Source organism: Pseudomonas sp. W5-01 (genome assembly GCF_046540435.1).
Lineage (GTDB): Bacteria > Pseudomonadota > Gammaproteobacteria > Pseudomonadales > Pseudomonadaceae > Aquipseudomonas > Aquipseudomonas graminis_B.
Genome location: NZ_JAXCIP010000001.1, coordinates 989061 through 1011575, shown reverse-complemented (window position 1 = coordinate 1011575; position 22515 = coordinate 989061). Strand labels below are relative to the sequence as shown.

Below are 22515 nucleotides of genomic sequence, written 5' to 3'. Positions count from 1 at the left end.
ATCACATGGCCACTCTCAAAGTCCCGGTAACTGCAAACGACCATCGCCAGGGAAGGGCGCATGCCAAGGTCACACTGGTGGAATATGGCGACTACGAATGCCCCTATTGCGGTTTGGCGTACTGGGTCGTCAAGAAGCTGCAGCAGCATTTTGGCGAGGATCTGTTGCTTGTTTTCCGCAACTTTCCACTAACCACTGCTCACCCGCATGCGCTGGGTGCAGCTGTCACCGCTGAATATGCCGGGAGTCGAGGATTCTTCTGGGAGGCCCACGACGAGTTGTATGAAAATCAGGATCGATTGGGCGTGCCGCTGTATGGCGCCATCGCACTGAGACACGGCCTTTCCAGCGATGAACTCGTTGTTGCCATGCAAACCGATATCTATCTGCCCAAAATACAATCCGATTTCAATGGCGGCGTACGTAGCGGGGTAAACGGCACGCCTGCGTTCTACATCGACGGGCTTCGCTATGACGGGCCTCCCGAGGTCACCGAGATGAGTCAGGCGATTGAGCTTTCCTCGATGCGTGGACTCAATCGCTAGCTAGCGCCTGGGTTGATAGCTAACGATAGGCTGTTTATTTACACGAAATGTCTGGTCGTCGTTCGTCGGTAATCAAGTAGCCGTGGCGCGCTTTCATGAGATCGCGACTATGTTGATCGGGTGGCATCGTTTCCCAAGGCTGCCATTCCCTCCCACGTCATCGTCTTGCCGACCAAGCTCAGCGTATTGCTGGTCTCATGCCCCTGTTTCCTGAGCATCGTTGAGGGCACGTAGATCCATCTGTATGAGTCCGTGTTATCCATTTTTGGAGACAACTCATCATGGCTACTCTCTGTGAAATATGTAACGCCAGACCCGCTGTCGCGCGAGTGACCGTGTCGCAAAATGGTCAGGCCAGAACCATGTCAATTTGCGACCACGATTACCGTCAACTTTTACGCCATCAAAGCATGTTGAACCCCTTCGACTCTTTGCTGGGCGGTGGAGTGTCCCGCTTTTTCGACAGCATTGGCGGAGCGGCGGAACAGGGGGGTGATGACTTAAGGCTCTCTGCGCATGTGCCTCGCGAATCTGTCGATGCAACTGATGCATTCAGCTCCCAGACGCTGGAAATCCTGCAACGCGCTGGAGATAAAGCCCATGAGTTCAACCGCAGCGAGCTCGATACTGAGCATCTGTTGTATGTGCTTGCCGATACCGACGTAGGCACAGCGTTGCTCAAAGAATTGAAGCTTTCTGCGGACGACATCAAAGGCTACATCGATCAACACGCTCAAAGGGGCGCAGCGCAGGCGCAGGCTCCGGTGGATCAGATGAGCATCTCGCCTCGACTGAAGAAAGTGTTCAATTTTGCGTTCCAGGCATCTCGTGATTTAGGGCACTCGTATGTTGGCCCCGAGCATCTGTTGATCGGGCTTTCCTCGGTGCCCGAAAGCATTGCCGGAACGCTGCTGAAAAAATACGGCGTGACCCCTGAAGCTTTGCGGCAGAAGGTGGTCAAAGTGGTGGGTAAGGGGGCTGAGGACGGGAGAGTCGAGACCCCCACGGGAACACCGACACTCGACAAGTTCGGTCGCGACCTGACGTCATTGGCTCGTGAGGGCAAGCTGGATCCCGTATTGGGCCGCGCGCTGGAAATCGAAAACACCATCGAGGTGCTGGCCCGCCGGAGGAAGAACAATCCGGTCCTGATCGGCGAACCCGGCGTTGGCAAGACAGCCATCGTTGAGGGGCTTGCACAGCGCATAGTAAAGGGCGATGTCCCGGAAATTCTGCGTGGCAGACGGCTAGTTGAAGTCAATCTGAACTCAATGGTCGCGGGCTCCAAATACCGTGGTGAATTTGAGGAGCGCGCCAAGCAACTGCTCGATGAAGTGGCTGCAAAGAGCTCGGAGCTGATTCTGTTCATCGATGAGCTGCATACGATCGTTGGCGCGGGGCAGGGAGGTGAAGAGGGCGGCTTGGACATTGCCAACGTATTGAAACCCGCACTGGCACGCGGGGAGCTCAGTCTGATCGGTGCGACGACGCTCAATGAGTACCAAAAGCACATCGAAAAGGATGCGGCGCTCGAAAGACGTTTTCAGCCCGTCCTGATATCCGAGCCCACTGTAGAACAGACCATCATTATCCTGCGTGGGCTGCGCGATAAGCTTGAGGCGCACCATCAGGTGACGTTCGCCGACGAAGCATTCGTGGCAGCGGCGGAGCTGTCGGATCGTTACATTACCTCGCGCTTTCTGCCGGACAAGGCCATTGACCTGATCGACCAGGCTGCGGCCCGCGTGCGCATCAGCGCCTCGTCAAGGCCCGCTGGCATTCAGGAGCTGGAAGCAGAAATCACCCAGCTCAAACGCGAACAGGACTATTCATCCTCGCGTAAACGCTTTGATGAATCCAAAGGCTTCCAAGAGCGCATCGGTCAAAAACAAGCCCAGTTGGGAGAGGAGACAGAAGCCTGGGAGCGCAAGACGGGTTCCGAAACCCTCGAGGTGACCCTTGAGTCGATTGCCGAAGTACTCTCCCGTCTGACCGGTATTCCGGTAACCGAACTCACCCAGGAAGAGCGTCAGAAGCTGCTGAACATGGAAGACACTTTGCGTGATCGGCTGGTCGGGCAGGAAGACGCCGTGCTTGCGGTCAGCGATGCGGTTCGTTTGTCCCGCGCCGGCCTTGGACAGGCCAACAGACCTATTGCCACGTTTCTCTTTCTTGGTCCAACCGGCGTGGGCAAAACCGAGTTGGCCAAAGCGTTGGCAGAGACGGTGTTTGGCGACGATCAATCGATCATTCGCATCGATATGTCGGAGTACATGGAGCGTCATGCGGTTGCCCGGTTGATCGGTGCGCCACCCGGTTATGTGGGATACGAAGAAGGTGGTCAGTTGACAGAGCGTGTCCGCCGCAAGCCCTACAGTGTGATTCTGCTCGACGAGATCGAGAAGGCGCATCCCGATGTGAGCAACGTATTGCTGCAGGTGTTCGATGATGGTCGTCTCACGGACGGCAAGGGGCGTGTTGTCGACTTCAGCAATACGATCATCATCGCCACCAGCAATCTGGGCTCACCCGTTATCATGGAGAATCTTGAGCGCCCGGAAGATGAACGCCTTACGGATAAAGCGTTACGTGATGAATTAATGGGAGTCTTGAAAGGGCATTTTCGTCCCGAATTCCTGAACCGTATTGATGACATCATCGTGTTCCATGCCCTTACCCGTGACAACATCAGATCGATTGTAGGCATTCAACTTGATCGGGTCATTCGAACCGCGGCTGCCCAGAACATCACGGTGAAAGTGGCTGACACCCTCATTGATCATCTGGCGGATGTTGGTTATCAGCCCGAGTTTGGCGCGCGCGAGTTGAAACGTCAGATTCGCCAGACCGTCGAAACGTGGCTTGCGAAGGAAATGCTCGCTGGCAAGCTACAGGCCGGCGACAGCGTTGAGCTGGGTTACGACAAAGCGCGTAACGAAGTGCTCTTCAATAAGCTGGATGCGCCAAGCGCCTCGGCAAACATGAGTCCGCCCGACCAGCCTGATGATCGCGTGTCTATCGCGGGGACAGGGACTTAGCTCAACGTGCTCCCGTCATTGAGTAGCAGGACTGTTGATGACGTCGTGCAATCAAGCACGGGATCTTCGGATGCCTGGACGAACCCGGCAGACGATGATGCGTGCTTGATGCAGGCTCAGGAGGTGCCTGGTCCTGAAGGTCCATTGATGGCACAGGGCGGCGAAATTGCGTTTGTGCCATTTGCCAGGCGCTCAAACTCAAGGTCATCAGTACCGAAGTCAACGCCAACATGACGGCTATCGTAGTGCTCTCCATGGCGCTGGAACAGCGCCAGCCTGGCAGGCTTCGCCTTCGGGTGAAAGCAACTCATGGTCACCCAGCCGTAAATCACATTACTCGGGCGTGGCGGTGGTGGGTGTATCAGTCCGCTTCAGGACGCGGCTGTACTGCGAATTCCGGAACAATGTGAGTACCCAGCTCCTCAATGACTTCCTCAGCAGGGCGCTTTCCGTATTTGAGGTTCAGGATAACGTGGTCCACCCCTATCTCCTCAAGCGACTCCAGCAAAAATCGCAGATGGTAGCGTCCCAGTCTGAAACCTAAATGAATGCGTGTAGGCGGCGTGGATGGAGTCTCGTCGAGGTCGATATAAAGCGACTGAGCGAAGGGCTTATAGACGGCGCCACATTGCTTCATGACCTCACGTCGCCAGTCTTCAACGATCAGCCGCTGCATGTTCGGTATGCGTGGATAGTTGATCCATCCGAGGCTTTCGCGCGCGATCCAGTCCAGCGACTGGCGACTGTTTCCAGTCACAAGCATTGGAATGGATTGGGTTGTGGGTTTGGGAATCAAGTCAGCGCCCTGCATCTCACCACTGCTCCAGCGGATGGGTTCGAAGCTGGTGCTGTGGGCGCGGCGGATCACCTCATAGTGCTCTCGAAAGATCTCTCCGCGCCTTTCGGGATCGACGCCGAAAGCTAAAAACTCCACCGGACGATCGCCGGAAGCCACCCCCAGAATCAAGCGACCTGCGCTCAGTTGATCGACGCTGGCAGATGCCTTGGCGGTATGCAGCGGATGGCGCAACGGTATGGCAATGGACGCAGTGCCAAGCGCAATCTCAGACGTATGCGCGGCCATGTAGCCCAGATAAACCCAAGGGTCGAACAGTTGGCCAACATCGCCGAAACCGGGATCCCGAAGAGGTGGTGTGACCGGTAAGCAAAAATGATAAATATAAAAAGTGACTATTTTTCAGTAAGTTAAAAGGCAATGACTTTGAAAAAAATAGATTTCGAGTCGAACGATAGGGAATCTATCGTTTTTTGAGTCGTAATTGGCCTGAGCAAAACACCATTTCGATGTAATGGAGTTCACATACTTGCGGAATATTTGCTGCACCTTGCTGATCTGCGTTCTGATTTGAGGTTGCACCAGCCGAAGGAATTATGAGCACATCGAATTCCGCGATTGTAATCTGATAACTTATTAGACCGGATCCAACATCAAATAAATGACTTGCGCAGCAGCAATGGCGGCTCACCTCGGAGGCCCGTTAAAGCCTCTGAGCAAGCCCACCCATTCAGACAAGCACCGTGTTTTTATAAGGGCTTATCACAAAAGCCTCGTCGAACATAGTGAGCATCGCGGTTGCCTGGATCACCATGAATCTAGGCCCGCGAAAACCCGAAATTGAAAGTTTCTCAGCCAATTTCAATCTGAACGCCCCCCTGTTCGTACACACAGGATCGAATGCGCAGTTGAAGGCAAACATGCTGGCATCATCAAACAAGGATTTTAGGCAATGCAGACACGAGGTCAGGAGGCCACCAGCGGCGTAATTCTGGGCAGACAATACATACAGGATGACCGAAAGATCCATTGTCATCAGATACTCTTAAATGCTCTTTGTAGGGTATCCGGGATGCTGGCAGGCTGTCAGCATTAGCGAGGGTTGATCAAATGTAAGCGCTCTATAACCCCCACCGATCCTAATATGGCAGGCGCGGTCAGCTAGGCGATGCGGGTGAGCAGTTCCACGGCAGCAAGGCTTCGTAATATTCAACCGATGTCGCCGTTGGCAGGTGTTACAGTGCGTGGCGAAGCCATGCATAGGGCTCTTGGCCGTTGGCTTTAGCGGTCTTGACCAGGTTGTAAAGTTGAGCACTGGCCGTCGCACCCTTGGGCGTGTCGCTAAACAGCCAGTTCCTTCTTCCGATCACGAAGTGGCGGATCGTGCGTTGAGCGGCGTTATTGTCGAGCGGCAGGTAGCCTTCCTCGACGTATCGCTCCAGCCAGCTCTAGTTACTGGCGAGGTCACTGATGGCTTTGCCCTGGGCGTTCTGAGCAGTGACCTGTAGCTGCGTCTTTTCGATCCAACTTTTCAACTGAGCCAGTATCGGCAGGCTTCGTTCGTGACGACCGATCTTACGTTCAGCGTTGCCGCAAGCTTTTCGGTAGCGTTCGATGCCGTAAAGCTTGTTGATCAGATTCAGCGGGATATCCGCGCGCCCCGTTTTACCTTTGGGCTGCACTGCTTCAACAAACGTGCGACGCGCATGTGCCCAGCATCCTCAACGCTCAACTCCGGCTTGAGCGCCCAGTGCGTTGTAACCGGCATAATCATCGATCATGACGTAGCCACGATAGCCATCGAGCAGGCGCGCATGCACCTCCTGCGCTCGACTGGTGGAGTAGTCAAAAAGGATGACCTGCTTATCCGGCGGGCCGCCGGTTTGCACTTACATCCATGGCTGGCTGCTTGGCTCGCGGTCAGGCTCTTTCAACACTTGTACCCGCGTTTCATCGCAATGGATGACCCGGCTGGCCAATAGGCTGTCGCGCGTTAAATTCAGCAATGGCTGGAAGTGTTCCCCGCATTGGATAACCCAGCGTGCCAAGGTCTGGCGAGAGATATCGATGCCGTGGCGGCCCAGTACTTTTCCAAAACGGTGAATCGGCAAACCGTCCACATATTTGGTGGTCAGCAGCATCGCCAGAACGCTCGGGCTCGCCATGCTTTTTTCAATCAACTGAGCTGGCTCGTCCGCAGTGACCGGTGCAGTCTCGCAGTCGCGGCAACCGTAGACTTCACGGAAGTGTTTGATCACCCGCATCTGCAACGGGACGACTTCGAGTTGCTCGCTGATTTCCTCGCCAATGGCGTGTTTGTGGCAACCGCAGGCGCAGGTCAGTTCATGCTCGGGCAGTTCGTGAGTGACTTCGATGCGCGGCAGATTCCCAGGCAGTGGCTCCCGGCTCCCACGGCGCTCGGCGGGTGCGTCGACCCCTTCTTCCGTGTCTTCGTCGGCAACGTCGGCAACGTCGGCGATGCTCTCTGCTTCATTGAAAAGGGCTAGCTAGCTGAGACCTGGCAGGATCAGGCGTCTGCTCGGACTTACGTCCGAACAAGCGCTGACACAGCAGCGCGTTTACTCTTCAAGAAAACCGACCCGCGACTGCATCTTCGCAAGCATCTGCTTGAAAAGTTGAAGATCGTCAAGGAGGTTTTCGGGCATAAAATTCATGCCCTGGATAATACGGAATCAGGCCACGAATCGCGGCGTCAAAATTTGATGAGGACGGTTACGCTAGAGGTCAAAACCGTCGAGCATCCAGTTGAGTTCCTAGACAGACGGTCAGGATAATCGCTTCGTCCGTCACGTCGGGCGACGTTTTGAAGCGCTCGGACTCCAGGCGTTTGAGCCAAAGCCAGAAGCCGTTGCGTTCCCAGTACAAGATCTTCTCGCGTTTACGTGGTTTATTGAGGAAGACAAAAAGCACTGGGTCGAAGACTGCGACCTTGATGTCCAACTCGACCAAGGCTGCCAGACCATCGGTGGATTTTCGGAAGTCGAGGGGTTTGGGGTAGAGATAGACTTTTTCGACTTTGATGTCGGGTCGCATCCTGGTGAGGGGCTCCTGAGATAATCGGGAGCACAGAATCGAGCATCACATGAGCGCTTGGAATGTGGGGTTTATGGAGCGCTTACGATCAAATGGAGCCGGTTGCAAGGAGCTCCCTCTGCCGGATTGCGATATGGAATCTCTCTAGCGGTCTTCCCAGGGTGCAATGCCAGTACGTGATAGTGACCCAGCAAAGCGCATGGCTAGCCGGCAGCCACCGGTGACATGATGGATTGAGGTCGACGAGACAAACTGTAAGGCCCAATAGCTGTTGTTTTCGTAGGTTATGCCTACCATTCGACATGGCTAGCACTCAATCCCAAAACGGTGTATTGAAAATGGACGTTTTCTGTCGTCATGCGATGCAATCGGTATAAAACCTCGCAAAATCTTTAAAAAAATCCAAAAAGGTCATTCAGCGATTTCAGGTAATACCAATAGAGGCGGCGACTTACTCGGGGCTGAGAAGAGTTTTCAGCATTTGAAAATGACAACCCAAAATGCGCACACAAAATCACCACCTATAGAGGGAGTGAACTAAAGCCTGAATTGCAAAGTAATCAGTATGCAATCCAGCTGGTCGACGATAGATCCTGATCACTTAAAAAAATTGATTGCAAAAACCAATCATTCTTTGGTAGAAAAGGCAGAGCAACTCATATCTTCGATAGGAGAATAATCCCGTGCCAACTGAACTTGTAGAGGGTCTTCAGGTGATTGCGGCAGGCAAGGCTGCAGTTGTAACTCGTGCTCTTGGGGGTGAGCATGTCGAGGTTGTGCTTGTATCGACTTCAAAGACAGTGGTTGTAAGACTTTCCGATATAGAGTATCTGAAGCCAACTAATCGTCATAATGTCGTTCCTTTGGGTACAGTTATGCCGTTAGATGTGCCCGACCAAGAAATGAAAGAGGCATGCCGTCGTTTCGAAATACTAGAAAAGTTAAGAAGTGGTGAATTTGATTTTACGGAAGCATCTTTGGAATTGGGAGTAGCTAAAAGTCATCTGTACAAACTGCAAAAAAATTTCGACAAAGAACTAGGTCCTATAGGACTTGTAAGGAGACTTCGAGGAGCAAAGCGAGGGGTAAGTCGGCTGCCGGAGCTCGCGCAATTTGAAATTACGAAATCCATAGCTAAATTCCAAAACGAGGAAAGTATTCCATTATCGACTGTCTGGAATGATGTGCAGATCGCATGCATGGAGAAGGGAATCGCCAGTCCATGTCAGCGGACTGTTCTGAGAAGAATAAAGGCCACGCTCACCGCACGACAGGTAACCCGGTTACGTGAAGGGAAGGCAGTTGCAACTCAAAAGCACGCTGCTAGACCCGGAAAACGCAAAACAGAACGCCCTTTAGAGCTAGTTCAAATGGATCACACGCTTGCAGATATTATTTTGCTTGCAAACGACCGTGTTCATATTATAGGTCGTCCATGGCTAACAGTAGTAATAGATGTGAATACGCGGGTCTTGCTGGGGTACTATTTAAGTCTGCATTCTCCTAGCGCTGTCTCGGTGGCCTCGGCTATGTCTCACGCAGTGCTAATGAAAAATGACTTTCTTGAAAGGCTTGATCTTGCTAAATACTCTTATCCTTTTTTTGGTGTGCCAGCGCTTGTCTATATGGATAACGCCGGTGAATTCACAAGCGCTAAGTTTCTGTCGGCTTTAATCCAGGCGCAAATTGCTTACGACCACCGTCCCCTTGGAGCGAAACATTATGGAGGACATGTGGAGCGCTATATCGGCACGATGATGAATAAGGTTCATCTGTTAAGCGGCACAACAATGTCAGATTCAAGGGCGCGGAAAGATTTAAGTAAGTGTGCTGCGCCTACCATGACATTCAGAGAGTTTAGTCGCTGGTTTTGTCTGCAGGTTTTCGAATACCACAATAAAGTACACTCTGGGCTAGGGAAGTCTCCAACCGAGGCTTGGAATAGTTATTTCAAGCCAGAGGGTATAACTCCGTATCCTCCGATTGTTACAGATCCGCATCAATTCCGACTGCAGTTTATGCCTGCTGACACGCGAGATGTACATCCATATGGTATTCAATTTAAAGGAAGGTTTTATTGGGATCCAATCCTTGAGCCTTATATTGGAACAAAAAAAGCAGTTTTTAAATATGACCCTTTTTCACTAAGCCAGATATGGCTCCGTGTTGATAGTAGCTACATCCCAGTGCCATTTTCAGATTTGAGCGAGCCTGACTATACGCTTGAAGAATATCGCGCAAGCTTATGTTTTAGTGGTCGTAAGATTCCTGGAAAGTTTACCGATCTGGCCGTCGTTGATTCTTATCGTGAGGCCGAGGGAATATTAGGGGAAAGTAAAAAGCTTACCGCGCGATCGAAAGCCCATAAGGAAGAATACCATCTTGCCCACCCAAGCCCGAATGTACCCGCTGAAAATGTATCAAATGTAGATTACACGCGACCACCTACACCATTCAACGGAGGGAAGAGTCATGGCAGCTGATCATATCAGACAGGATCTTAAGCATTGCTTAGATTTAGATGTTGATGCTAGGAAGGTAATAATGCTGCAAGATATGTGGATAGACTATGCTCCTAGTGAAAAGATTTTTCAAATTATGAATAACATCGAGATGGCTCCGAAGCGGATTACTGCTCCAGCCTTATTAGTGAGTGGCGTGGGCGGAACAGGCAAAACGGCGATTGTCAGGCAGATTGAACATAGAATCACCAATAGCAGCGGATTAATTTTTGTAAATATGGCCGCCGACCCTGACGAACTGGAGCGGAAAAAGGATTTAAAATCTGAAATATACAGAGAATTAGGTGTCCCTCTTTCATCTGCGGGTTCACGCGGAAAATCGTCAGTCTCACTGCCAAGAGAACTTGTGGAGGTGCTAAGCCTAAGGTCAAAGTGGGGGCTTGTCATAGATGAGTTTCACGATCTTCTGCTCGTTGGCAAGCATGAGCAGAGAATGAACGGGTCAATGTTGAAAACCTTGCTTAGCGACCCCTACGGAATGAAACTGTTCGCATTTGGAGCAGTTGGGGCACGAAGAGTCCTAAATGCAAAAATCGAAACCAAAAGGAGATTTACTGAGGTTCTATTGGATGATTGGTCGGAAAGCGAAAACTTCCGATCATTTTTATTAGGCCTGGAGCAGCGCCTTCCGTTGAAAGAACCATCTAGGCTTTATGAGAAAAAATTGACACAGTTAATATTGTTCTCTACAGGCGGTCGGATGGATAAGGTTATAGATTTAATACGCTCTGCTGGCTGTTATGCGTTGATGCGCAGACTTGAGCGTATAGATGAAGCCTGTATCGTAAGCGCTTCAGTTGACCCATGGGGCTTTTGATGAAGCACCTGAGTCAGTGTGTTAGTCCTTTTAAGGATGAGACTCTTAGCTCATGGCTCTACCGTATTTCTCTTCAACGAAAAATCAAAGGTATCAATCGAATAAATATTCTACCAAATGTAGAGATGCAATGGGACGGCCCGGTCCCACACAGTATTGACTTTGACTTCGATTTTACCTCTGATTTTTTCAAAAATGCTGCTCTAATTACAGGTTTTAGCAGTAAAACCATTACAAAAAAGTTTGAGCCACAAAACCATAAATTAGTTAGCTGGGCGCGTCGTACGCTATTTTGTAAGAGTTGCCTAAGCGCAGATATTGCTTCTGGTCAATTGCCGGGGTGGCGTAAAAGCTGGTGTTATAGAGAGTCCATGCATTGCGTTTATCACAGAGAAGAACTTGTTAGTTTGGAACAAGCCCCTACCATCTCTAAATCATGGGATGCGTTTGTACAGAACGTGCATGCCGTCCACCCTAAGCCCACTATCAATGTCGAACGACTCTCTCTGTTGTGTTTTAACCTGTCGCATAGGATTTTCAAGCGTAAAAAAGCGTGCTCACTTACTGAGTTAGAGTTATTTCGGAAATTGTCTGACGTATTTCTAATGGCTCGTACGTTCAGGTCACGAGCAGGAGTGGCACATTACACATTTGGCTCAAGATCGGTTCCGTTTCTCGAGCGCGTCACATCTTATGCTGATTCAATCGAATATGGTGCAGAGGTTTCTGGCGCAAGGGCTAAATATGGGAGTCTCTTCATGGCTGCGTATTTGATGGACCTATTGACAGATAGCGAAATAGACAACGTCGGAAAAGTTGCCGGAATGCTAAATATTTTTTTTCCATCCTCAAAATCCATTATTCCTACAATTTACTTTGGGTGTAGTGATGTTTCTGATTATGAGTATCTGCATGGATTCTTTGGAGTTTTTAAACGTATTCCTGGCAGCAAGATAGATAATTTGTTTGCTCGACTTGAAAGGGATGTCGGTCAGCGTATTTTTTGCCGAGACTTTAAATTTGGCTCCAGATAGCTGTTTGCTTTCACCTCACTATGACTATTTGTAGAGGATAGCATCATCTTATTTTTATATATTTTAGCGTTTATAAGTCTATTTTCCATAGAGTTTGCTGCCGATTGCTCGCAATCTTGTCATTGATAATAAAGCTTAAGTTGCTGGGGCTCTGATCTCGGCGCCTATAGCCTTGACTAACTTTACGGGTTCCTGGCTGAGCGGATTACTGCAGTACCCTGAGAAAGGACTAGCTGCCTCCTGACCTGTACCTGTATATCCACAGCCGCGGGGAGCTTTTCCTCATTTACCATTGACGACTTAAATAGAGTTGTCACTCGACTTTCGAGTAATGCACCCACTTGAAAGTACCCCATTACCGTAGTCACACTGCGGTGTTCAGTCATAGCCATCACTTCACCCAACGGAACACCCTGACGGCCCGCATCGCTCAAGAATCCTGAGCGTAGACTATGCGCTGCCCAATCGCCCTCGAGGCCTGCCAATTTGGCTCTGCGCTGAGCAATCCGCGCCACCTGGTCAGCGGACAGTTCTGTTGACCCAACTTTGTCTCCTTTATACATACGTCGAAATAAAGGGCCAGACTCCGCTGGTGCTGCCAATACCAAGCGGTGAGTGCATCGGCCGGTGGACCCCGTAGCGGCTTTTCTCTACGAACCCCGCCCGTATCGGTGTTGGTCACACCCAGTGCATACAGCCGGGGTCGGTATCCAGTTGGCGTACATCGCTGATTTGTAAATTCACCACCTCAGAACGCCGTCGGCCGCCGACGCTCTAGGCCAGAAGGAGGAGGGCGCGGTCATCCTAACCGCGAAGACCATCGGCGCAGGTGGCCAATAGCTCCTGTAACGGTTCAAGCACGATGGCGGTTTTTTTACGCACTGATAGCCCCTGACGTTACTGTGCCTTGCGTGCCTCGCGTAGCAAACTCTTGAGCGCTGGAGCATCGGTGGGGCTCTCCCAGCTATTTAGTCGATGCCATTTGCCCAGCACCGAAAGTCGGTGACTGACGGTGTTATAGGCCAGGACACTCGGCTTGGCTTTGACCATTGCTCGGCTAAACTCGGCATCAATGGACGCCGGCAATAAGTGCACCCATCTCCCGTCGCCCGTCGGACGGGCGAGGTGATCAACCACAAACTGGACCGCCACTGCGGCGGGTAAAGGCGCACCGCCTAGCGCCTGTTCGTAGCGCAGGTGTAACCACGCCGAGCAATAGGCGTGGGCACTGCGATAGCTGCGCACGGTATTGTCCGCCGTGCCCGCGGCAATAAATGCTGCGGCTGCATCCAGGGCGTTTAGTGTTAGAAGATGCAGGTCCAGCGGCGTTTCGTCGACCTGCGAAATCTGGTTTGTACTATTTACGTATTTTAAATCCCTATTTTGATAGATAAGGGCGGATAACACCGTGCTTATCAGATCCAAGTGCGCAGAGTGAAGGCATCCATTCAACGATCATATCGGGGCCGCAGTCGAAGGCTCGTCTGGCCGTCAGACGCAACCAAGGTTTAGTTCAAATTCCGGCGCAGCCTAGCGGCATCGGCTATAAATTGTGCCTGCATTTCCTCCTAGAGCCGTGCGCATTGGGAATGCTTGATCGATCCGAAGCGAACCGACTTGATCCGCTGGCGTCTTAACACAGGTGGGGGGTGCACTGGCGGAGACGCAGTTGATGAGTCGCCATGAGGCCCAACCCTACGAATTGGCCGCGCTAGTGAATCATCCATCCCCGACCCTCCATTGCGCTGGCGGTGGATAGCCATCGACAGTAAAGCTCCCCAAGATGCGTTTATTTTACATTAGCGACAGCGGCCTTGTATTGATCCTGCCCCAAAGTGGCAAGGATAGGTATGCCGTTCGCCAGACATCACCAGGTCTGGGACCTTGAGTTCTTTTAAGGTTGCGGACCAGTGTCGAAGGCGTATCCGCTGCCGTAGACGTGGCCGACCACGTATGTCGGTAATCAATTTGATCAGCAGGTGCAGGTTGTATGGCTGCCCTTGACGTAGGGCTTTATCTCGACCCTGCTGGTGGGCATTAAGTTTGTAGCGCTATGGGATATGCCGATTTGTTATTAGGCTTCGCCACTATGACTCTGGGACCGGACCGGTTCAGAAACGGTTCAACGGGATCTTCAAACTATGAAGACCGATTTCATCAGAAGGCGGAAGATTTCCTGCCCGAATATTTATTTGTAAAGCAGGCAGCAGCAACGCAGGAACCGATAGGTTAGAGTCCCGAGATCTACGCATACGCACGAAGGATTGCAGGTCAGCGGTGTCGTTGACATGGATGTTCTTTGCCTTCTGCTCCGCTACAGTTGTCCTCCAGAAAACGTCTCTTCCTTCCGGCGGATAGTCGTGGCACATGAAAAGTCTGGTTTCAGGTGGCAGAGCGAGTAGTCGTTTGATTGATACATAAAGCAGTACAGCATCGCCGCCCGGGAAATCGCATCTGGCGGTTCCCACGTCCGGCATGAATAGGGTATCGCCGACGAATACATCCTTGCGGTCGACTTGGTAAGCGACGTCCGCGGGCGTATGACCAGGTACATGCAGAACCTTAACTTCCATCTTGCCAATATGAAAAGTTTCGTCCGCTTCAAACAGTTTATCGAACTGCGACCCATCCAGCAGGAAACTTGGTTCAAGATTGTAGATATCCCGAAATGCGCTCTGCACCGCCGTGATCTGCGCGCCGATGCCAATCTTGCCGCCTAGCTTGTCCTTCAGATAGGCGCTGGCAGACAAGTGATCCGCGTGAGCGTGTGTTTCGAGTAGCCACTGGACGTGCAACTGGTGGCTTTGTACGAACCCGGCAATACGGTCCGCGCTATCCGTCCGGATTCGCCCCGCTTTGGCATCGTAATCCAGCACCGGATCTATGATCGCGCACGGCCCGCCTGCCGCCTCGAAAACGACATAGCTCACTGTGGCGGTGGCGGTATCGTAGAAACCTTCTATCTGAGCGGTCATGGTGGTCTCTTCAATCTATGCCATTACAATATATTGAAACATATACTATTTGATCGTAGACTGTCGACCATCAAATACCGAGGCTCTCCATGGCTGCTCAATTGTCTACCGAGGAAATCGGTCTATTGCGGGATTCGGCCTCCAAGGCGTGTGCCTTGTTGAAGGCCTTGGCTAACGAGGATCGTCTGTTACTGCTGTGTCAGCTGACTCAGGGGGAGCGAAATGTCGGAGAGCTGGAAGCCTTGTCTGGGATAAAGCAGCCGACACTGTCCCAGCAGCTAGGCGTCCTGCGTGATGAGGGAATGGTCAATACCCGCAGAATGGGTAAGTACATCTACTACTCGTTAGCTAGCTTCGAAGTTGTCTCGCTGATGCAGACGCTGTCAGGGCTGTACTGCGGTCAGGCACTCAAGAAGTAGACGTCCCCGATTGACCGTTATTTTGCTGATGTGAGTCTCGCACCGGCTGTAGCCGGGTGGAGGCACGACGGCTGAGTCATCACACGGTTATTTGCCTGGAGTTTGTAATGGAGTATGTGGTGAAGCGTATCGACTCACTGTTCTCGGTGTCAGGTCAGTTGACTCCTGATGATCTGCCCGATGTGAAGGCTAAGGGGTTCGCGACTCTGATCTGCAATCGACCGGACCACGAGGGCGGGGCTGACCAGCCAGATCATCTGACTATGGAGCGATCTGCCCTGGCTTCAGGCCTTGTGTTCAGATACGTGCCGATCTTGAGTTCCGGCGCAACCGACGAACAGGCCCATCAACTTGCAACGCTGATCGAGGGGCTTCCCAAGCCTATCCTGGCCTACTGCCGGACCGGCAATCGCTCTGCCAGGCTCTACGCTGCCGCTACCAAAGGGGCGAGTGAGAAGCCGTGCTATGACGTCGTGGTCATAGGCGGTGGCTCGGCCGGCATCGCGATCACCTCCAGTATGCTCAAGCGCGACGCCTCAATGCGTGTTGCGATCGTCGAACCGTGCAGCGAACACTACTACCAGCCCGCCTGGACACTGGTTGGTGGTGGCGCCTATAGCATTCAGGACACGGCAAGGCCTATGGGTAGCGTAATGCCCAAGGATGCCTACTGGATAAAGGCGTCGGTATCGGCGTTCGCTCCGCATCGCAGAGTCGTATTGCTCAGTGATGGGGCAGAACTTGGATACCAGCAGCTCATCGTCTGCCCTGGCCTTCAATTAGCATGGGAAAAAATCGAGGGCCTCGAAGAGACGCTCGGCAAAAATGGAGTGACCTCCAACTACCGGCACGATCTCGCTCCCTACACCTGGGAACTGGTCCGCTCGCTGCGCAGCGGCAAGGTACTGTTCACTCAGCCACCCATGCCAATTAAGTGTGCTGGAGCGCCACAGAAAGCGATGTACCTGTCTTGTGACCACTGGCGCAAGAACGGCGTTCTGGAGTCGATCTCGGTCGAGTTCAACCTTGCCGGGCCGGCACTGTTTGGGGTGGCCACTTTCGTTGCTCCATTGATGAAATATGTCGAGACCTACGGCGCGCAGCTTGCCTTCCAGTCCAACCTGGTGAAGGTCGACGGGCCTGGCAAGACTGCATGGTTCGAGGTTGCCGATGGCAATGGCAATGTCACCCGGGTCGAGAAAACTTTCGACGTTCTGCATGTCGTTCCCCCGCAACAGGCTCCTGATTTCATCCGTCGTAGCGAACTGGCCGACAAGGCTGGCTGGTTGGAAGTCGATCCTACGACGTTGCAGCATCCGCGCTATCCCGAAGTCTTCGGCGTTGGCGATGTCTGCGGCACAACCAATGCCAAAACCGCCGCCGCGGCTCGCAAGCAGGTCGTGATCGTGGCACAGAATTTGTTGGCGCTACGCAAGGGCGCCGAGCTACCGGGCCGTTATGACGGGTACGGCTCGTGCCCGCTAACCGTGGAGAACGGAAAAGTCATTCTCGCCGAGTTCGGGTATGGCGGCAAACTGCTGCCCACCTTCCCGATGGACCCGACGATCCCGCGCAAGTCGGCCTGGTTTCTGAAGGCTCGCCTGCTGCCCTGGTTCTACTGGAACGGGATGCTCAAGGGGCGCGAATGGTTCACCGACTGCTCGTCGAAGTAGGCTGATGCTGACTTTGATGATTGGCGCTTGTGTTGGCCTTGTGCTTGGGTTGACAGGGGCGGGTGGCGGCATATTGGCGATTCCTGCGCTCACCCTTGGGCTTGGATGGTCGGTCACTCAAGCCACGCCCATCGCCTTGCTGGCCGTTGGCGGCGCGGCACTGCTAGGCGCGATCTACGGCTTGCGCCAAGGACTTGTTCGTTACAAGGCTGCTGCTACGATGGCTTGTGCCGGCTGGCTCGTTGCCCCCTCGGGGCTTTACTTGGCACAGCAGGTAGCCGGCGATGTGCTGATGCTCATGTTCGGTATGGTCATGCTGATGGTTGCCGGCCGGATGTATTGGCAAGCCAGGCATGTGCGGGATGAATCGCAGGGCACCCTGCAGCGCAACTGTATGCTGGACCCCGCAACCGGCCGCCTCGACTGGAATGCCCGATGCCTGGCGACCTTGGCCGCAATTGGCGGAGCATCGGGCTTTCTGACGGGGTTGCTGGGCGTCGGCGGTGGATTCCTTATCGTTCCTGCCTTCCGCAAATTCAGCGACGTGCGCATGCACGGCGTTGTTGCAACGTCATTGATGGTTGTTGCGCTGGTGTCACTGGGCACGCTCGCTCATCTTTTCAGCAGGGGCCTGGTACTAGAGCCTGCAGGCGCGTCCTTCATTGGTGCGGCCCTTTGCGGAATGATCGGCGGCCGGTGGCTTGCGCCGAAAATATCCGCCCTTTTACTGCAACAGCTTTTCGCATTGCTGTGTGTCGCAGTAAGTCTGCTGATGATCAGCAAAGGCCTTTGACAGGGTCAGCACACTAGCCGCAGAAATTTTCGGGCGGCGGGGCATTTGTCAGAACGATATTTCACGACAGCGCCAGTGCTTCTGGCAAAAGGAAAAAACCTTTCATTACCGGCTCCCTAGACTATCCAGAATCGCTCATTGTCATTTGATCTGGATAGGCTCAACCGTGACCAACCCTTTGCTTCAGCATCATCCATTGCCGCCCTATGCCCACATACGGGCTGAGCATGTACAGCCCGCCATCGAGCAGATCCTTACCGAAAACCGCGCAGCCATCAGAGCCATTCTCGAGAGGGAGAAGGCAGCACCTTCCTGGCAAAGGCTCATCGTGGCACTGGACGAGGTCGACGCTCGACTGCAAAACGCCTGGCGTCCGGTGGGTCATCTGAACAACGTTTGCAGCAGCCCTGAACTCAGGGCGGCCTACGAGGCATGTCTTCCGGCCCTGAGTAAGTACATGTCGGACATTGGCCAGGACAAGGACCTTTTCGACACTTTAGTAGCACTGTCTAATAGTGCCGAGAGCGAAAGCTTCAGTCAGTCGCAGAACATGACCATCAGTTTGAAACTTCGCGCCCTGCGTCTTTCAGGTATCGACTTGCCTGAAAGTGACCAGCTACGGTTCAAGGAAATCAGCGGCCGGTTGTCAGAGTTGGCCAGCAGCTTCGCCAACAACGCCCTTGATTCGACTCAGGGCTGGAGCAAGCACGTCATTGATCCTACCTTGCTGGCCGGTTTGCCAGAGTCGATCAAGGCACAGATGGCGCGCCTGGCACAAACCAAGGACCTGCAGGGGTGGTTGGTGACCCTGGATCAGCCGGCTGTACAGGCGGTAATGACGTTTGCCGACAGCGAGTACCTGCGCGAGGAAGTTTACTGGGCTTACAACACGCGTGCCTCGGACAAGGGCCCGCAGGCCGGGATGCACGATAACACCCCGATCATTGCTGAAATCCTGGCCCTGCGTCACGAGATGGCCCGCTTGTTGGGCTACCCGCATTACTCGGATCTAAGTCTCGCGACCAAGATGGCTCCTTCCAGCGAAGAAGTGCTTGGGTTCGTTGATAAGCTGGGTGCGTCTGGTAAAACCAGCGCCTACCGAGAGTACGACGAACTGTTGAACTACGCCGCCATCAACGGCGCGCCGGATCTCAAGCCATGGGATGTGGCCTACACCAGCGAGAAAATGCGCAAAGACCTGCTCGACCTTTCACAACAGGTCATTCGTCAATATTTCCCGATTGAGGCGGTACTTGTCGGGCTGTTCGAGATCGCCGGTCGCCTGTTTGGGATAGAGTTGCGTGAGCGCTTCGATTTCGACCGGTACCACCCCGATGTTCGGTTGTTCGACGTCCTCGAAGAAGGCGTTCTCACCGGCCACGTCTATATGGATCTGTACGCCCGCTCAGGCAAGCGCGGCGGCGCCTGGATGGACGCGGTGGTCGACCGTCGCCGCAATGCGCAAGGAGAAATTGAACTTCCGATCGCCCAGCTGGCGTGCAATTTCGCTTCCGCCAGTGCTGACGAGCCTGCGTTGCTCGACCACAAGGACGTAATCACTTTGTTCCACGAGCTGGGTCACGTGCTGCATCACGTTCTGACACGCATAGATGAATGTGCTGTGTCCGGAATCAACGGCGTGGCGCGGGATGCGGTCGAGCTGCCCAGCCAGTTTATGGAAAACTGGTGCTGGAACGCAGAGGGGCTCAACCTTATATCGCGGCATCATCAGACAGGTGAATCGCTACCCGCCGAGCTTCTGGAGAAAATGATCGCTGGCCGCAATTTCCAGGTGGGTATGAACACCTTGCGCCAAGTCGAGATTGCCCTGTTCGACTTCGAACTTCATCTGAGTCACGGCGACGGACGTTCCTGCCAGCAGGTGTTCGAAAGTGCTCGCCAACGTGTCGCCGTGGTGCCGGCCCCGGCTTACCACCGGTTTCCTAATACCTTCAATCACGTGTTCGCCGGCGGTTACGCGGCGGGTTACTACAGCTATAAGTGGGCTGAAGTATTGTCGGCCGACGCATTCTCGCGTTTCGAAGATGTCGGTGGGATCAGTGCGCAGGTCGGCCGTGAATTCCGCGACACCGTTCTGGCCAAAGGTGGATCCATTCCTGCCATGGAAGTATTCAAGCGCTTCCGCGGGCGCGAGCCCAGCCTCGAGGCATTGATCAAATACAGCGGCCTGGAAACTGCAGCCTAGCCAGCTTCGGCAAACCCTGACCACCGAAACGTTGAAGAGGTTGTTTTGACTAAAATTCCCAAGATCGAATTTGCTCGCCGTCGTACCGAACTAATGAAGCAAATGGGCGCCGGCAGCATCGCCATCGTGCCTGCTGCTGCGTTGTCGTACCGCAACAGCGACGTGGGCCATACCTATCGTCAGGCGAGCAATTTCCAGTACCTGACAGGCTTTCCCGAGCCCGAAGGCGTCGCCGTCCTGATCCCGGGCCGTGCACAGGGGGAATATGTGCTGTTCTGTCGGAGCCGCGACCCCCAAATCGAATTGTGGGACGGCGCGCGGGCAGGGCAGGAGGGGGGTATCAGCTTGTATGACGCCAACGTCGCCTTGTCGATAGAGGACATCGACACGCAATTGCCCGAGCTGATGGATGGCTGCGAACGCGTCTTCTATGGCCTTGGTGCTGAGGAGGCCTTTGATGCGCGTGTTGTGGGTTGGATCAACGCTGTACGCGCCAGGGCCCGCCAAGGCGCCAACCCTCCCTCGCAGATCCTGGACATCGCGCCGATGCTCAGCGAAATGCGCCTGATCAAAAGCCCGGCAGAAGTGTCAGTCATGCGTGAAGCATCGAAGCTTTCGGCCAAGGCGCACGTCAGGGCAATGGCGTCGGTGCAGCCAGGTCTGTACGAGTACCATCTTGAGGCCGAGTTGCGTTACGCTTTCAGCGCTGGCGGGGCCAGGCATACCGCGTACGGCTCGATTGTTGGCGCAGGGGCCAACGCTTGCGTCCTGCACTACGTCGATAACGACAAGCGTATTGAAGATGGCGATCTGGTACTGATCGATGCAGCGTGCGAGTTGGATTGCTATGCCAGCGACATCACTCGCACTTTTCCGGCCAACGGCACATTCACTGCCGCGCAGCGGGCGCTGTATCAAGTGGTGCTCGACGCGCAACTCGCGGCCATCGCCCAGATCAAACCCGGTAACCACTGGAACGATGTGCATGACGCAGCGGTGCGCAGCCTTACAACAGGGCTGGTAGCGTTGGGGTTGCTCGAAGGCGATGTCGACACCCTGATCGCCGATGGTACCTACAAGGAATTCTACATGCATACCACCGGGCATTGGCTGGGCCTGGATGTGCATGATGTGGGCCGATACAAGATCGAAGGCGCCTGGAGAGCCCTTGAACCTGGAATGGTGTTCACGGTAGAACCGGGCTTATACATTGCGCCCGACAATCGTAGCGTTGACCCTGTATGGCGCGGTATAGGCGTGCGCATCGAGGACGTGGTGGTCGTCACGGCCGAGGGTGCGGAGGTGCTGACCCTGCAGGTGGCGAAAGAGGCTCATGAAATTGAAGCGCTGATCAAGCGAGCACAGACAACCGCGGGCAGTGATCGCCAAGCACAGAGAGCGACCGCCTTGTAATAGCGACCGGTCCTGCTCTGCACGGCGCCAAACGGCCTGCTTGATAATCAGGGAGTGATGAATTTGTTGCAGATCCTAGCCGTAGAGAACTACCGCTCCATCCAGCGTTTGGAGCTTTCATTGGGCAGACTCACCGTGGTCACCGGCGGCAACGGCAGCGGTAAATCCAGTTTGTACCGCACGCTACGGTTGCTGGCCGATACTGCCCAACGAGGCGTGGTTGCCGGTATTGCTCGGGAAGGCGGTTTGGAGTCCTGTTTCTGGGCCGGATCGCATGATCAGTCGGCGCTTGGATCGGGCGGGTCGCCAGCAAGGATGCGTCTGGGGTTCGCGGGTGAAGATTTTAGCTACGCGATGACCCTGGGCATGCCGAGCCCTTCACCGGGGGAAAGCAATCGATTTCGGGAGACCTTTTTCGCTCAAGATCCAGAGATCAAGCACGAGATCATATGGGCAGGCCCGGTCTATCGGCCAGCCTCGGTGCTGGTGGAGCGCAAGGGACCATCCGTGCGTATCAGGACGGACTCTGGGTGGCGGTCACTTACTCAAGAGCTAGCGCCTTTCTATAGCCTGTTCGATACAGGAGGTGCAGTCGATTCGCCAGAAATAGGTGCCGTGCGCGAGCTCATTCGAGATTGGCGTTTCTACGATCATTTCCGTACCGATGCTGCGTCGCCTGCCCGCCAGCCCCAGTTGGGCACGCGCACGCCTGTGCTGAGCGCCTCCGGGAGCGACCTGGCTGCCGCCCTCCAGACCATTCGAGAGATTGGTGATCCGCAGGCGTTGGATCTTGCAATCGACGATGCATTTCCGGGCTCGCGGATGGAGGTAATACGCGAAGGTGGGTTATTTACGTTGTCGCTGCACCAGACCGGTCTTTTCCGTCCACTGACTGCGAGCGAATTCTCCGATGGTACCTTGAGGTATCTTCTGTTGGTGGCTGCGTTGCTGACACCTAGGCCCCCAGGACTGATGGTATTGAACGAACCAGAGAACAGCCTCCATCCTGATCTCTTACCTGCGCTGGCGCGCCTGATCATCAACGCATGCACACGGTCCCAGGTCTGGATAGTTTCGCACTCGGAACTGCTAGTGCGAGCTCTGCGCGAGGCAAAAGAGCTGGTGAGTTTCGAACTGGAGAAGTCCGACGGTCGAACGCAGATAAAGGGGAAGGGCGGCTTGCTCGATGGCCCGCTGTGGCGGTGGCCTGCATGAGTGGCCGAGGCACAG

General features: G+C 53.9%; 14 protein-coding genes and 3 pseudogenes. 11 read left to right on the top strand and 6 right to left on the bottom strand.

Annotated elements, in window-relative coordinates; genetic code table 11:
* Positions 1–5 precede the first annotated feature (5 nt).
* Entirely contained in the window at positions 6–545 is a 540-nt protein-coding gene (locus SLW75_RS04410) for a DsbA family protein (protein WP_065991699.1), read from the top strand.
* 278 nt (positions 546–823) lie between these two features.
* Positions 824–3583 carry an AAA family ATPase gene (locus SLW75_RS04405; protein ID WP_410933821.1) on the top strand — a complete coding sequence of 920 codons (2760 nt, stop codon included), beginning with the start codon at positions 824–826 and terminating at the stop codon, positions 3581–3583.
* Between the two features lie 361 nt (positions 3584–3944).
* On the opposite strand, the pseudogene SLW75_RS04400 reads toward SLW75_RS04405, so the two are convergent.
* The 4 genes and pseudogenes from SLW75_RS04400 to tnpB all read right to left on the bottom strand — a co-directional run.
* Positions 3945–4733 (bottom strand): annotated as a pseudogene (locus SLW75_RS04400) (LLM class oxidoreductase); the annotation flags it as partial.
* A 376-nt stretch (positions 4734–5109) separates the two neighbouring features.
* Positions 5110–5415 (bottom strand): hypothetical protein, encoded by a 306-nt coding sequence (locus SLW75_RS04395; protein ID WP_410933645.1) that lies wholly within the window; start codon positions 5413–5415, stop codon positions 5110–5112.
* 121 nt (positions 5416–5536) lie between these two features.
* A pseudogene (gene tnpC / locus SLW75_RS04390) lies at positions 5537–7003 on the bottom strand (IS66 family transposase).
* Between the two features lie 121 nt (positions 7004–7124).
* A complete protein-coding gene (gene tnpB, locus SLW75_RS04385) occupies positions 7125–7433 on the bottom strand; it encodes an IS66 family insertion sequence element accessory protein TnpB (RefSeq protein ID WP_410933644.1) in 309 nt (102 codons plus the stop codon).
* Between the two features lie 683 nt (positions 7434–8116).
* Here tnpB and SLW75_RS04380 point away from each other — a divergent pair.
* The 3 genes from SLW75_RS04380 to SLW75_RS04370 are packed head-to-tail and all read left to right on the top strand — an operon-like array spanning position 8117 to position 11806.
* Positions 8117–9916 (top strand): Mu transposase C-terminal domain-containing protein, encoded by a 1800-nt coding sequence (locus SLW75_RS04380; RefSeq protein WP_410933643.1) that lies wholly within the window; start codon positions 8117–8119, stop codon positions 9914–9916.
* Positions 9906–10772 carry a TniB family NTP-binding protein gene (locus SLW75_RS04375; protein ID WP_410933642.1) on the top strand — a complete coding sequence of 289 codons (867 nt, stop codon included), beginning with the start codon at positions 9906–9908 and terminating at the stop codon, positions 10770–10772. Before SLW75_RS04380 ends, SLW75_RS04375 begins: the two co-directional genes overlap by 11 nt.
* Positions 10772–11806 (top strand): TniQ family protein, encoded by a 1035-nt coding sequence (locus SLW75_RS04370; RefSeq protein WP_410933641.1) that lies wholly within the window; start codon positions 10772–10774, stop codon positions 11804–11806. The genes SLW75_RS04375 and SLW75_RS04370 overlap by 1 nt, the downstream gene beginning before the upstream one ends.
* 182 nt (positions 11807–11988) lie before the next feature.
* Here SLW75_RS04370 and SLW75_RS04365 read toward each other — a convergent pair.
* Together SLW75_RS04365 and SLW75_RS04360 are read right to left on the bottom strand one after the other, a co-directional pair.
* Positions 11989–13153 (bottom strand): annotated as a pseudogene (locus SLW75_RS04365) (site-specific integrase).
* 764 nt (positions 13154–13917) lie between these two features.
* Complete coding sequence (locus SLW75_RS04360; protein ID WP_410933640.1) at positions 13918–14781, bottom strand: MBL fold metallo-hydrolase; 864 nt, start codon at positions 14779–14781, stop codon at positions 13918–13920.
* An 89-nt stretch (positions 14782–14870) separates the two neighbouring features.
* On the opposite strand from SLW75_RS04360, the gene SLW75_RS04355 reads away from it, so the two are divergent.
* The 6 genes from SLW75_RS04355 to SLW75_RS04330 all read left to right on the top strand — a co-directional run bounded on the left by SLW75_RS04355 (position 14871) and on the right by SLW75_RS04330 (position 22500).
* Positions 14871–15200 carry an ArsR/SmtB family transcription factor gene (locus tag SLW75_RS04355; protein WP_410930277.1) on the top strand — a complete coding sequence of 110 codons (330 nt, stop codon included), beginning with the start codon at positions 14871–14873 and terminating at the stop codon, positions 15198–15200.
* A gap of 107 nt (positions 15201–15307) precedes the next feature.
* Positions 15308–16873: a beta-lactamase hydrolase domain-containing protein gene (locus tag SLW75_RS04350; RefSeq protein WP_410933639.1), complete on the top strand. Its 1566-nt coding sequence runs from the start codon at positions 15308–15310 to the stop codon at positions 16871–16873.
* Positions 16874–16877: 4 nt separating this feature from the next.
* Positions 16878–17666: a sulfite exporter TauE/SafE family protein gene (locus tag SLW75_RS04345; RefSeq protein WP_410933638.1), complete on the top strand. Its 789-nt coding sequence runs from the start codon at positions 16878–16880 to the stop codon at positions 17664–17666.
* A 154-nt stretch (positions 17667–17820) separates the two neighbouring features.
* Entirely contained in the window at positions 17821–19872 is a 2052-nt protein-coding gene (locus SLW75_RS04340; protein WP_410933820.1) for a M3 family metallopeptidase, read from the top strand.
* Between the two features lie 45 nt (positions 19873–19917).
* Positions 19918–21285 carry a Xaa-Pro aminopeptidase gene (pepP, locus tag SLW75_RS04335; protein WP_410933637.1) on the top strand — a complete coding sequence of 456 codons (1368 nt, stop codon included), beginning with the start codon at positions 19918–19920 and terminating at the stop codon, positions 21283–21285.
* Positions 21286–21348: 63 nt separating this feature from the next.
* Positions 21349–22500: an AAA family ATPase gene (locus tag SLW75_RS04330; RefSeq protein ID WP_410933819.1), complete on the top strand. Its 1152-nt coding sequence runs from the start codon at positions 21349–21351 to the stop codon at positions 22498–22500.
* Positions 22501–22515 lie beyond the last annotated feature (15 nt).

Bases quoted from the DNA above. Each gene is read 5' to 3' on its own strand.
- SLW75_RS04410 (WP_065991699.1), top strand. From the start codon at position 6: ATGGCCACTCTCAAAGTCCCGGTAACTGCAAACGACCATCGCCAGGGA.
- SLW75_RS04395 (WP_410933645.1), bottom strand. From the start codon at position 5,415: ATGACAATGGATCTTTCGGTCATCCTGTATGTATTGTCTGCCCAGAAT.
- tnpB (WP_410933644.1), bottom strand. From the start codon at position 7,433: ATGCGACCCGACATCAAAGTCGAAAAAGTCTATCTCTACCCCAAACCC.
- SLW75_RS04375 (WP_410933642.1), top strand. From the start codon at position 9,906: ATGGCAGCTGATCATATCAGACAGGATCTTAAGCATTGCTTAGATTTA.
- SLW75_RS04370 (WP_410933641.1), top strand. From the start codon at position 10,772: ATGAAGCACCTGAGTCAGTGTGTTAGTCCTTTTAAGGATGAGACTCTT.
- SLW75_RS04360 (WP_410933640.1), bottom strand. From the start codon at position 14,781: ATGACCGCTCAGATAGAAGGTTTCTACGATACCGCCACCGCCACAGTG.
- SLW75_RS04355 (WP_410930277.1), top strand. From the start codon at position 14,871: ATGGCTGCTCAATTGTCTACCGAGGAAATCGGTCTATTGCGGGATTCG.
- SLW75_RS04350 (WP_410933639.1), top strand. From the start codon at position 15,308: ATGGAGTATGTGGTGAAGCGTATCGACTCACTGTTCTCGGTGTCAGGT.
- SLW75_RS04345 (WP_410933638.1), top strand. From the start codon at position 16,878: ATGCTGACTTTGATGATTGGCGCTTGTGTTGGCCTTGTGCTTGGGTTG.